The organism is Rhodococcus yunnanensis NBRC 103083, from assembly GCF_001895005.1.
Classification (GTDB): Bacteria; Actinomycetota; Actinomycetes; order Mycobacteriales; family Mycobacteriaceae; genus Rhodococcoides; species Rhodococcoides yunnanense.
This window is the reverse complement of sequence record NZ_BCXH01000003.1, coordinates 43759-55601: the sequence shown is the minus strand read 5'-3', so window position 1 is coordinate 55601 and position 11843 is coordinate 43759. Positions and strand designations below refer to the sequence as shown.

10 protein-coding genes and 1 pseudogene are annotated in these 11843 nt (G+C 63.3%); 4 read left to right on the top strand and 7 right to left on the bottom strand.

The window, feature by feature from the left end:
* Positions 1 to 226: 226 nt before the first annotated feature.
* From RY1_RS06630 to RY1_RS06620, 3 genes are read left to right on the top strand one after another with little or no spacing between them, the layout of a single operon-like run.
* Positions 227 to 910 (top strand): nucleoside/nucleotide kinase family protein, encoded by a 684-nt coding sequence (locus RY1_RS06630; RefSeq protein ID WP_084727226.1) that lies wholly within the window; start codon positions 227 to 229, stop codon positions 908 to 910.
* Positions 911 to 924: 14 nt separating this feature from the next.
* Positions 925 to 1458, top strand: a complete 534-nt coding sequence (pyrE, locus tag RY1_RS06625; RefSeq protein WP_245819523.1) for an orotate phosphoribosyltransferase — start codon at positions 925 to 927, stop codon at positions 1456 to 1458.
* Between the two features lie 15 nt (positions 1459 to 1473).
* Positions 1474 to 2118: an NUDIX domain-containing protein gene (locus RY1_RS06620; RefSeq protein WP_072802762.1), complete on the top strand. Its 645-nt coding sequence runs from the start codon at positions 1474 to 1476 to the stop codon at positions 2116 to 2118.
* A gap of 20 nt (positions 2119 to 2138) precedes the next feature.
* On the opposite strand, the gene RY1_RS06615 is transcribed toward RY1_RS06620, so the two are convergent.
* From RY1_RS06615 to RY1_RS06595, 5 genes and pseudogenes are all read right to left on the bottom strand, one after another.
* Complete coding sequence (locus RY1_RS06615; protein ID WP_072802761.1) at positions 2139 to 3077, bottom strand: aldo/keto reductase; 939 nt, start codon at positions 3075 to 3077, stop codon at positions 2139 to 2141.
* Positions 3078 to 3153: 76 nt separating this feature from the next.
* Complete coding sequence (locus RY1_RS06610) at positions 3154 to 4719, bottom strand: SulP family inorganic anion transporter (RefSeq protein ID WP_072802760.1); 1566 nt, start codon at positions 4717 to 4719, stop codon at positions 3154 to 3156.
* 155 nt (positions 4720 to 4874) lie between these two features.
* Positions 4875 to 5540: pseudogene (locus tag RY1_RS06605) on the bottom strand (cysteine hydrolase family protein); the annotation flags it as partial.
* A 90-nt stretch (positions 5541 to 5630) separates the two neighbouring features.
* Positions 5631 to 7010: an allophanate hydrolase gene (locus RY1_RS06600; RefSeq protein ID WP_174565346.1), complete on the bottom strand. Its 1380-nt coding sequence runs from the start codon at positions 7008 to 7010 to the stop codon at positions 5631 to 5633.
* Positions 7011 to 7067: 57 nt separating this feature from the next.
* Positions 7068 to 7742, bottom strand: a complete 675-nt coding sequence (locus RY1_RS06595; protein WP_072802759.1) for a GntR family transcriptional regulator — start codon at positions 7740 to 7742, stop codon at positions 7068 to 7070.
* Positions 7743 to 7837: 95 nt separating this feature from the next.
* On the opposite strand from RY1_RS06595, the gene RY1_RS06590 reads away from it, so the two are divergent.
* A complete protein-coding gene (locus RY1_RS06590; RefSeq protein WP_072802758.1) occupies positions 7838 to 9220 on the top strand; it encodes an FAD-binding oxidoreductase in 1383 nt (460 codons plus the stop codon).
* Here the strand turns inward: RY1_RS06590 and lpdA are convergent.
* Both lpdA and RY1_RS06580 read right to left on the bottom strand, forming a co-directional pair.
* Positions 9217 to 10569 carry a dihydrolipoyl dehydrogenase gene (gene lpdA, locus RY1_RS06585; protein ID WP_072802757.1) on the bottom strand — a complete coding sequence of 451 codons (1353 nt, stop codon included), beginning with the start codon at positions 10567 to 10569 and terminating at the stop codon, positions 9217 to 9219. The two genes, RY1_RS06590 and lpdA, sit on opposite strands and share 4 nt — an antisense overlap.
* Positions 10566 to 11840: a dihydrolipoamide acetyltransferase family protein gene (locus RY1_RS06580; protein WP_072802756.1), complete on the bottom strand. Its 1275-nt coding sequence runs from the start codon at positions 11838 to 11840 to the stop codon at positions 10566 to 10568. Before RY1_RS06580 ends, lpdA begins: the two co-directional genes overlap by 4 nt.
* Between the last annotated feature and the right edge of the window lie 3 nt (positions 11841 to 11843).

Sequence of the window (11843 nt, the reverse complement as noted above, 5' to 3'; positions counted from 1 at the left end):
CCTGGGTCATAGCTTGGCCCGGGAAGTACTCCGAAAACTTGCCGCTCCGCGCACAGTTGTTGCCGAAACGCGCACACGGCACTATGTGCCCACCCTCTGCCGTCCGAACCGGTGTGCGGAGTTCTTACCCCGGTGCTGCGTTGCTTTTCGAGCTCTACCCCGGTTGATGCGCCAACTGGCCGTACCGATCCCACGCATTCCGAATTCTGTGGGGCATGCTCTCTGAGTGCACCCCTTATTCACAGAGATCGCTGAGTCGATAGTCGACAGCGTTGGGCCAGGCCGAGCGCTGGTGGCGGTGGACGGTGTCGACGGCAGCGGAAAAAGTACCTTCACGGCCACACTGTCGGAACACATTCAAGGCCGCCCAGTCGTCATCGTGCACGTGGACGACTTTCTCAACCCTGCGGCGATTCGCAACGCACGAGGACGCTGGTCACCTGAAGCACATTGGCTCGATCTGTACGACTACGACTCTTTCATCTCGGACGCTGTACTTCCGTTGCGAATGGGCGGCGACGGCTGGTATCGCCAGGCTTCCTTCGACCTCGCCAGCGACACAGAGGTCCACCCTGTCCCGCTACAAGCGCCGTCCGACGCAATCGTGCTGATCGAAGGGTTGTTTCTGCATCGCCACGAACTGATCGACTATTGGGATTTCTCCATCTTTCTCGACGTCCCGTTCACAGAATCCGTACGACGCCTGGCACTACGGGACGGCACCCACCCGGATCCCCAGCACAAGACCACTCGTCGTTATGTCGGCGGTCAGGAGCTGTATTTCTCACTCGTACACCCGTGGGAGCGGGCCTCGGTCACGGTGGACAATTCCGATTTCGGTCGCCCATTCATCGCCAGGAAACCCCCTTCATCCACGTACCGTTCTTTTCCTCGACGCTCTACTCGGTAAGTAGGATCTCCGGCGTGGACGACGAATTGCGAAACCTCGCCGAAGCAATCGACAGAAAATGCAGACTGCAGGGTGAATTCATCCTCCGGTCCGGCATCACGGCTACCGAGTACTTCGACAAGTACCTGTTCGAGTCCGATCCGGCACTCCTGCGCCGCGTCGTCGAACTGATGATCCCACTGGTCCCTGCCGACACCGATCTACTCGGTGGCCTCGAATTGGGCGGGGTGCCGCTGGCCACGGTGCTCAGTCAAGTCACCGGCATCCCAACGGTGTTCGTGCGAAAGGAAGCGAAGAAGTACGGCACCCGCAGGCTGGCAGAAGGGGCCGATACAGCTCGCAAGCATGTCACTCTCGTCGAGGACGTGATCACCACCGGTGGGGCTGTTCGCGACGCCACCATTGCGCTCAGAGAGCAGAACGCGCACGTTGCGCACGTCGTATGTGCGATCGACAGATCCACGGACGGCGCCGCCGCACTAACCGGTCTTGGCGTGTCGATTCGATCTGTACTGACCAAGGACATTCTGGATTCGACTCTCCGCTGAAATACCATCGCGGCCATGACCGAGCGAGAGTTGCGGGTGAGTCTCGAGGACCGGGACCAATGGGTCACTGCGGTTCCGGGTAGGCGCGCGAGCGTGGCGTTCCCCGTGATCGACTTTCCGACGTGGGGCCTGTGTACGGCGGTTACCCGCCGAGCCGGCATCAACGGGCACAACGGGGATCGCATGTCCCACGCAGGTGATGTCGTTCTCTTCGGCGGGTCCGTCGAACCGGGCGAATCCGGGCCCGACGCAGCGTTGCGCGAACTCTGCGAGGAGTCGAACACCCTCGGACACCTGTTCGACCCGGAGTATCGGGTCGGTGATCACCTCGGCAGCTGGGTCACCGAATCCGGTTTCATCGTCGACGGTTTCCTCGTCCACCTGCCGCCGACGTTCTACGACGTGTCGCGCCCCGAGCCTCGCGAAGTCGAGCGCATCGGGTACCTCCGGCTCGACCACTTGTTCGCCACCGAACCGGCCCTCGCCTACCACCGAGTGGATCGACGCGACACGCGGCTCGGCACCGAAGCGGAGTGCTATTTCGAATCCCCGACGATCGATCTTGTCGAGGCATCGACCGGTCAGCCGTGGACGCTCTGGGGTGCAGCCGGGTACATGGCGTCGCGAGCACGCGAGAGAATCCTGCGCGACGCCTCTTAGCCCTGCTACATGAACGGCCGCTACGCGCGACCGTTGTTCTCCGGCAACCCGCTCTGCCACGACACGTTTCGGACATCGGCGGTGACGGCCAAGACTGCATCGAGGACGTCCTGGTCGATCGGTTCGGTCGCAGCGCGGATTGCGGAATCGAGATGATGGATCTTCGTCGTGCCGATGACCGTCGTCGGGCAACCCGAGCGTTGTAGGGAGAACTGATTCGCCAGATAGGAGATGTCCGCGCCCGCCTCCGCGGCCACCGCACGCGCACGGGCCGCAGCGGCGATGATCTCGTCCGTGGCGGGAATGTGCGGTTTGACGCCACCGGGCGTCAACAGTCCCAATCCCACTGCGGCAGCATTGATCACACCGACACCACGTTCATCGGCGACGGGCTTCAGGGTGGTGGCGAGTTCGGTGTTGAGCAACGTGTGATGCGCGTAGGACAGGATGACGTCGAGATCTGTTTCGGTGACTGCGCGCTGCAACGTCTGCATCGGGTATCCGGTCATGCCGATGTAGCGGCACTTGCCTTCGTCCCGCAACTTCACGAGTTCGGCATACGAATCCTCGAAGACTGCGTCGAGCGTGACGAATTCGATGTCATGCAACTGAAGTACATCGACGTAGTCGGTTCCGAGCAGTTCGAGACTGGTGTGCACGCTCGCCCGGATACGCTCGGGTGAGAAGTCGAAATCAGCGTCGCCGTAACGGCCCGCCTTCGTGCCGACGATCACCTCGTCCCGCCGGCCCGCCAACGCGACACCCAGCCGCTTTTCGGCCAGACCGCCTCCGTAATACGGGGACGAATCGAAGAAGTTGATTCCGGAGTCGAGCGCGTGCCGCACCGAAGCCAACGCCTGGTCTTCGTCGGCCGATCCGAACATGTCTCCTAGCGGTGCGGTGCCGAACGACACTTCGGACACCTTCAGTTCGGTTTCACCCAGCTGGTTGTAGCGCATGGAGTGGATTATCGCGGCTCGTCGGTGACGCACGCAACGCGCATACCCATCAGATTTCCCTCGAGAAAGCGCAGTCCTACTGGACGGACTCGACCGAGGCTTTCGCCGACGGCAGCAGCGAGTACGCCAGGCACACGAGTCCGAACAGCAGATACCCCAGTGCAACCTGCGGGTTCGCCGCCCACCCGACTTCATGGGAATGAATCAGCCCGATCCAACACAGCAGCGCTCCGACAGCACTGGCGATCGCGGCAGCGTGGAATCGTTTGTCCAGGATGAAAGTGACGATGGTGCCGAGCACCAAGCCCGCCAGGACAGCTCCCTCACCGAGCATCTTCAACCCGTCGTAGACAACGCCCGCCTGACCGAGAGCCTCACTGCCTACCTCTGCCGCCGATGTTCCGGCGGCGCTGAGCGCATTGTCGATCAGTCCCACAGCCCATTCCGCGAGATTCGGGAGCAAGGCCACAACGACCGCGATAGCGTGCAACCTCGGAACCGCCTGAAACGCTTGCGCACCGATCAGCAGCCCGATGTAGAGCAGGATGGGCACGATTGCGGGGATCGGCAATATCGTTGCCAGCACCCCGAACAGACCCAGGAAGCACATCAACCCGATCGCAACGCCCGATGCAAGCGAATATCCGGTGCGCCCGCCCGCATCCTTCCATCCCGGATGCCCGATATAGACGGCAGGCGGGAACGGAGAACCGAATACCGAACCGATGATCGCGCCCAATCCATCGGCAAGAAGAACGCTGCGTAGGTTGTAGTTGTCGCCTGCTGCAGAGGCACTTTCGACATTGCTCATTGCCTCGGTGAAGTTGTAGACGCCGAGCGGTATCGCCGTCGCGAGCAAGGGCGCGAGATTGCCCAGGCCGTCGAACAGCAGGTCGAAGCGCAGATCCGGCAAGCCGAGAGCGATGTTGCCGGCTGCCTCGGTGACGTCGGGCACCGACATGTACCCGCCGATCCACCCGATCGCAGTTCCGACGAGCAACGCCGCGAGCCCGACGGGAATGTTGCCCGGCAACTTCACATCGGTGAAGAATCCGATCAGAATGATGGCGAGCACGGGCAACCCGATCCACGCGGCTTCCCACATCTGCGCCGCCGGACGCATCGCGATGAACGTGATCGAAATTCCGGCGAGGGTGCCGAGCATCGCCGCGCGCGGGGTGATCCTGCGAATATACGGCCCGACGAACGCACCGATCATCACGATGATGCCGATCATGAACGCCCACGCCAGCCCCGCCGCCCAAGCCTGCACTGCGTCCCCGGTGTTCAGATACACCGGAAGCATCACGACGAAAACGACGATGAACATGTGCGGAACACTCGGACCGTAAGGCAGCGCAGTGACGTCGGTCCGATTCTCGCGCTTGGCCAATCGACGTGCCAGCATCATGTAGTAGAGATTGCCCAGAATCAACGCGACGCCGAGCGCAGGCAGCAACGTACCGAGTACGTCATCGCCCGGGATGCCGACGACGACGATACTCAACGTCGTCAGAGTGAGCACATTGACGAGGATGTTGAAACCGAGCCCGAAGAAGGCATTGGTGTCGCCCCTGGTCCACCAAGGAAGAGTGAACGACGGTGTGCTGGCTGCGGGTGAATCCTTCACTTCTGTGGTCATGAGATGTCCTATCGAGACGAAGGTACTGGGACGAACTCGTCACTCTGATCGCTCTGGTCACTCCGCAGGCTCCGCTCCTGCCCCTGGTCACTCCGCAGGCTCCGCTCCTGCCCCTGGTCACTCCGCAGGCTCCGCTCCTGCCCCTGCCCCTGCCGAAGGGCTGTGATCACCGACTCGGACGGCGCTGTCCAACCGAAAATTCCGCCTTGTGCCGCGATCATGTCGAGTCCCACTCGCTGGAACTCGGGGAAATACGAACCGACACAGTCGGATACGACGAGGCACTCGTATCCGCGGTCGTTGGCTTCGCGGACCGAGGTGTGCACGCACACCTCGGTGGTGACGCCGGTGACGAGCAGGGTCGTGATACCTGCCGCCTCCAGAACTTCGGTGAGTTCGGTGGCGTAGAACGCACCCTTGCCAGGCTTGTCGATGATGGTTTCGCCCTCGACCGGGGCGAGCTCGTCGATGATGTCGTGGCCGTATTCCCCGCGAATCAGTATGCGGCCGAATGCCCCTGGATCACCGATACGTTGGGACGGCGCACCCCGATTCAGTTTGGCCGGCGGGCAATCCGACAGATCGGGAAGATGCCCCTCCCGAGTGTGGATCACCGGTACGCCACTCTCCCGTGCCGCTGCGATGAGCGTCATCAACGGCTCGATGACGCCGCGGAGCATCCCGACGTCGTTACCGAGACTCTCGCCGAATCCTCCGGGCAGCAGGAAGTCACGCTGCATGTCGATCACGAGAAGTGCCGTCTTCCCCGCGGGAACTGCGAACGGAGTGGGCGACGCGTCCGATACCGATGCAGTGCTCATGAAATCTCCTGTGCTGTAGGTGAAATACCTGACTGGGATCACGCCGATTGTTTCCCGACGATGGATACGCCGGCCGAACGCACACGTCTATCAGATTGTTGCCATGAAAGATTCGGCACCGACGGCTCTCGATTCGCCCAGCAAACGCGCCGCAACAGCGAGTACCGTGTCGTCCGCGAGCGCCGGTCCGATCACCATCAGGCTGACCGGCCGCCCGTCGAATGTGAGGCCCGCCGGGACCGCCACCGCAGTGAGATCCAGCAGATTCCCGAAGTGCGTGTAGTGGCCCAGTTTCGTGTTGCACCCGATGGGGTCGCCCTGGACTTCGGCGACGGTGAACGTGGTTCCGATCGTCGGTACGATCATCACATCCATCGAATCCCACAGTTGTGCAACGCTGCTACGCAGATCCTGTAGTCGCTGCAGCGCGCGAAACGCGTCGACCGCCGTGTACTTGCGTCCACCGAGGAAGATATCTCGAACCACGGGGACGATGGAATCGGGATGCTCGGTCAAGAAGTCGTCGAACTCCACCAACCGCTCTGCAACCCACGGTCCCTGGTAGAGCAGGGATCCGGCGTCGAGGAACGGCGCGAGCGAGACCGTTGTCGTGTCGAACCCCATGTTCGACAGTGAGTCACGGGCGACGATGTGCGCGGCCGACATGGCGTCGTCTCCGAAGAAGTCGAGTTCGGTGATCTCCGGCAGTCCGATTCGGATGTCCCGGCCGTCGTACCGAGGGCCGCGAGCTCGTGACCAGCCGTCTCTCGGGTCGATTCCGCTGACGATGTCGAAAACGAGGTCGAGGTCGGTGACACACGTCGCCATCACGGTGATGCAGTCGAGCGACTTGCATGCGGGAACCAAACCGACGGTACTGATCAGCCCGCGTGACGGTTTCCATCCGACGATTCCGTTGAGCGCGGCCGGAACTCGACCCGAGCCTGCGGTATCGGTAGCAACACAGAACGGCACCTGTCCGAGTGCCACGGCAAGCGCCGAACCAGAACTGGACCCGCCCGAGATCATGTCGCCGCCGTACACACTGCGCGGAATCGTATGCGGCGTGCGGGTTCCGTTCAGGCCGGTGGCGAACTGGTCGAGGCTCGTCTTGCCCACGAACAACGCACCGGCGTCGAGCAATGCCTGAACGGCAGGTGCCGTCGACGTTGCGAGGTAACCGTAGTCGGGGCACGCCAGCGTCGTCGGATAGCCGGCCACGTCGATGCTGTCCTTGACCCCGAACGGGATGCCGTAGAGCGGCAGGTCCGAGGCCCCCGGCCGAGACTCCACTTCGGCGGCGGCGTCGAGCAGCGCATTTCGATCCAACACGGTGATCCACGTGCCGTCGTCGCCACGTCGATCGAGGGCGTCGGCGAGTAGATCGACGGTCTTCGTCGGGGTGCTGGAGCCGTCTCGGTAGGAGGCGAGCAACTCGGTGATCTTCGGGCCTGCTGCTGGACCATTCATACCGTCGATTGTCGACAGTTTTGTGTTACTGCAGGTAGATGGCGTGTTTCATCTCTGTTAGCAAATGCTCTCCAGGTGAAGGTACGTCAGCTCACCGTGTTCTTTCAGTGCCGCGAGCGCGATGCCCACATCGTTGGACTCCACCGCCTCCAGCAGAACCTCGTGACGCCGGATGCCGTCGACCGGCTTCGCGACCCTCGCCTCCTCCCGCAGATTCCGCGCCATCGGCAGCTGGAGTTTGAGCAGAATCGGCGCGTACGCGAGATCGAGCTGATGACTCCCCGCCAGGCCGACGATGGCCTCGTGGAACCGTCGATGCGCGTCGTCCTTCTCGAGGGACTCACCACGCGCGTCGGCGTCGCGCATCTCGTCGAGAGCCGAACGGGCGACGCAGAACGGATCCCCATGCGTCGAGTCCAGCGGAAGCGCCTGTCTGATCGCGTGCTGTTCGAGGACCTGCCTCAGTTCGAACAATTGAAGAATGTCGACCGAAGACCACACCGTCACACGGAATCCACGACGCGGCAGGTGCTCGACCAGCCCTTGCTGTGCGAGAAGCCGGAGCGCCTCACGCACCGGGGCCCTACTGATTCCCAACCTGGCGCACAGTGTTTCCTCGACTACCCGAGACCCTGGCTCCAACGCTCCACTGAGCACTTCGGATCGGACCTGCCGAGTGGCCATCTCGACGAGACTCAGCGGCAGAGGCGCCTTGTTCATCGGTGAAGTCATGCAATCAGTCTACGAACAGATCGACGCAGCGGACGTATCGGTAGGAAAGCCACACGGCGGGCGTCCTGTCGGTCGATGTCACTAGTCTCGAATACATGTCGCTCGTGGATCAGCTGCTGGAGTCCCTACCCGCCGATCGCGTCGTGCTCGATCCCGAGGTGATCGCGTCCTACCAGCACGACGAGGCCGAGTGGGCGCCGTACGCCACGCCCGCCGCCGTTGTCCGGCCGCGCACCGCCGAGGAAGTGCAGGCCGTCGTTCGGGCCTGCCTGGTGTACGGCGCTCCCGTCGTCACGCGCGGTGCCGGCACCGGACTGTCCGGCGGGGCGAACGCCACCGAAGGATGCGTCGTCATCGCCCTCGACGGGATGGACACGATCAAGGAGATCGACAAGCTCGAACGCTATGCCGTGGTGGAACCGGGAGTGGTCAACGACCATCTGAGAGCTGCCTGCGCCGAACAAGGCCTGTGGTACCCACCGGATCCCGCGAGCTCGCCGTGGTCGACCATCGGCGGCAACGTCGCAACCAATGCGGGCGGGCTGTGTTGCGTCAAGTACGGCGTCACCCGCGATTACGTGATGGGAATGCAGATCGTCACCGGCACAGGCGAACTGGTGCGCCTCGGCCGCAAGACCGCCAAAGGTGTCGCCGGATACGACCTTGCGGGGCTCATGGTCGGCTCCGAGGGAACCCTGGGAATCATCACCGAGATCACCGTCAAACTCCGGCCGCTGCAGGACCCACAGCGCACCGTCGCCGGGTACTTCGACTCGATCGTCGACGCGGGCCGTGCCGTCGCCGCTGTTGCCGCAGCAGGTTTGACGCCGTCGGCACTGGAACTGATCGACAAACAATGCCTCATCGCCGTCGACGCATGGAAGAACATGGGTCTGTCGGTGGAGGCCGACGTGGTGCTTCTCGGCCGCATCGACACGCCAGGAGTCATCGGCGATCAAGAGGCGGAGAAGATGCTGTCGTGTTTCGCCGAATCCGGAGCGACGTGGTCCGCCGTCTCCACGGACCAGGAAGAGGCCGACGCCTTGTTCGCCGCGCGCAGGCTGGCCTACCCTGCCATGGAGCGACTCGGTCCAGTACTGACCGAGGACGTCTGTGTACCGAAGAAGCATGTGCCCGAGATGCTTTCACGAATCGAGCAGATCGGGATCCGCTACGACACCACCATCGCCAACATCGCGCACGCAGGTGACGGCAATCTGCACCCATTGCTCATCACGCCGCACGACGACCTCCCCGCACGGGAACGAGCCCAGGCTGCGTTCGCCGAGATCATCGATGCGGCACTCGAACTCGGCGGCACCGTCACCGGCGAACACGGTGTCGGGCTGCTCAAGATGGACGGACTGGTACAGGAGCTCGACCCCATCGTCCTCGACATGCACCGGTCGGTGAAGAAAGCCCTCGATCCGCAGGGCATTCTGAACCCGGGCAAGGTGTTCACCCAGCTGCCCAGCTAGCCGTGCGCGTGCAGCGGCGTTCCGGCGAGAGCGAGGTGCGCCTCACCGAATGCTTCGGACTGCGTGGGGTGGGCGTGGATCAGATGGGCGACCTCGTCGGGATATGCACCCCAGTTGACGACGAGCTGCGCCTCACCGATGAGTTCGCCGACTCGCGCACCGACCATGTGGATTCCGACGACGGCACCCTCGGCCCGGACGAGTTTCACGCCTCCCGACGCACCGAGGATCTGGCTCTTTCCGTTGCCTGCAAGGTCGTAGACGGTGGCGTCGGCGGTTCCGAATTGCTCGACGGCCTGCGCTTCGGTGAGTCCGACCGAGGCGACCTCCGGGTTGGAGTACGTCACGCGCGGAATGTTGACGTCCGGAACTGCCTTCGGGCTCGCGCCCGCGATCACCTCGGCCACGAAGATGCCCTGTTGAAAACCTCTGTGCGCCAGCTGCGGTCCGCGCACGATGTCGCCGACGGCATACACGCCACTCTGATCGGTCTGTAGGTGGTCGTCGACGGCGACGAAGCCTGCATCGAGGGCGATTCCGGAGAGATCGCCGGCGTTCGGCCCTCGCCCGACGGCGACGAGAAGAACATCGGCCTCGAGCGTCTTGCCCGACTCCAGCGTGACGGTGACCCCGTCCGATGTCTCCTTCACGCCGGTCAGCGGCGACGACGTCGCTGCGGTGATTCCGCGTTTACGGAACGCCCGCGTGAGCTGCTTCGACGACCATTCATCCTCGGACGCAATCACTCTCGGCAGTGCTTCGACGATCGTCACCTCGGCACCGAACGACGACCACACGCTGGCGAACTCGACTCCGATCACACCGCCGCCGAGTACGATGGCTCGCTCCGGAACCCGGTCCAACGTCAATGCCTGATCGCTGGTGATCACGCGCGGCCCCAGCTCGATCCCCGGTAGCACTTTCGCGTGAGAACCGGTGGCCAGCACGACGGACTTCCCGACGATCCTCCGTCCGTCCACCTCGACGGTTCGGTCGCCGACGTATCGACCTGTGCCGGTGATCAATTCGACCTTGTGTGCGCTGACGAGGCCTTGCAGTCCCTTGTACAGCTTGGCGACCACACCGTCCTTGTAGGCATGCACGCCCGCCATGTCGATGCCGTCGAAGGAGCTCTTGACCCCCACCGACGCACCCTCACGTGCCGTATCGGCGACCTCGGCGGCATGGAGCAAAGCCTTCGTCGGAATGCAGCCTCGGTGCAGGCACGTGCCTCCCACCTTGTCCTTCTCGATCAACGTCACGGACAGCCCGAGCTGCGCAGCACGGAACGCGCACGCGTACCCGCCCGAACCGCCGCCCAGGATCACGACGTCAGGTGCATCACTCATGCCAGTGCCACCAGGTTCAGTGGGTCGGCCAGGATCGAGCCGATATCGGCCAGGAAGCGAGATCCCTGTGCACCGTCGACGAGACGGTGATCGAAGGACAGGCTCAAGGTCGTGACCGACCTCAATGCGATCTCGCCGTCGAACTCCCACGGCTGACGACGGATCGCGCCGAAGCACAGGATCGCGGCTTCGCCCGGGTTGAGGATCGGAGTTCCCGAATCCACGCCGAAGACACCGACATTGGTGATCGTGATCGTCCCGTCGGCGAGATCCGACGGCCCCGTCTTGCCTTCCTTCGCCGTCGCAGTCAACCCGTTCAGTGCCTGTGCGAGGTCCTTCAAACCGAGCGTGTGCGCGTCCTTGATATTGGGAACCATGAGACCTCTCGGCGTCGCCGCCGCGATTCCGAGGTTGACGTACCCCTTGGTGACGATCTCCTGATTGGCCTCGTCCCACGCCGAGTTCAGACTCGGATTCGACCGCAGCGCAACAAGTAACGCCTTTGCCACCAGCGCCAGGGGCGTCAGGCGGATATCACGGAAGTGCGCGGTGCCGCGCAACTTGTCGAGTACCTCGACAGTGGGTGTCACATCGACGGTAAGAAATTCGGTGACGTGCGGAGCGGTGAATGCACTCGACACCATGGCCGCAGCAGTATGTTTGCGAACGCCCTTGATGGGTGTGCGCGTTTCCTGCTTCGTCGGTGTCGCGGCCACTGGTTCCTGGCGTGTGCGATATGCCTCGATGTCGGTGCGCGTCACTTCCCCGTGCGCACCCGTCGCGGGCACCTCGGCAAGATCGATGCCCTCCTGACGCGCCACGAAACGCACGGGCGGAGACGCCAGCGGCTTTGCGGTCTCGGCGGGGGTGGGCGCTGCGGCGGGGATGGGGGCTGCGGCGGTGTCGGCGGGGGCGGCGGTGTCGGCGGGTGCCTTCCGGTGCCCCCGCTTGCTCTGTCCTTCCCCGGCGACGCCGTATCCGACGAGAACCGGCACACGCTCTTCCTTCTTCGCGGCCTCCTCGACCGCCGCAGATCCGTCGGCGATGTCGATGATCGCCGTCCCGACCTGGACCGTCGTGCCTTCCTGAGCATGCAGAGCCGTGACGGTGCCTGCGTAGGGAGAGGGCAGCTCGACGGACGCCTTGGCCGTCTCGACCTCGGCGATCACCTGGTTGAGCTCGATCGTGTCCCCGACCTCGACGAGCCAGGTGACCAGTTCGGCCTCGGTGAGGCCTTCTCCCAGGTCGGGGAGGAGGAAGCTCTTCGTCATGAA

Coding starts and splice junctions, on each gene's coding strand:
- RY1_RS06620 (WP_072802762.1), top strand. CDS start 1,474: ATGACCGAGCGAGAGTTGCGGGTGAGTCTCGAGGACCGGGACCAATGG.
- RY1_RS06615 (WP_072802761.1), bottom strand. CDS start 3,077: ATGCGCTACAACCAGCTGGGTGAAACCGAACTGAAGGTGTCCGAAGTG.
- RY1_RS06610 (WP_072802760.1), bottom strand. CDS start 4,719: ATGACCACAGAAGTGAAGGATTCACCCGCAGCCAGCACACCGTCGTTC.
- RY1_RS06600 (WP_174565346.1), bottom strand. CDS start 7,010: ATGAATGGTCCAGCAGCAGGCCCGAAGATCACCGAGTTGCTCGCCTCC.
- RY1_RS06595 (WP_072802759.1), bottom strand. CDS start 7,742: ATGACTTCACCGATGAACAAGGCGCCTCTGCCGCTGAGTCTCGTCGAG.
- RY1_RS06590 (WP_072802758.1), top strand. CDS start 7,838: ATGTCGCTCGTGGATCAGCTGCTGGAGTCCCTACCCGCCGATCGCGTC.
- lpdA (WP_072802757.1), bottom strand. CDS start 10,569: ATGAGTGATGCACCTGACGTCGTGATCCTGGGCGGCGGTTCGGGCGGG.
- RY1_RS06580 (WP_072802756.1), bottom strand. CDS start 11,840: ATGACGAAGAGCTTCCTCCTCCCCGACCTGGGAGAAGGCCTCACCGAG.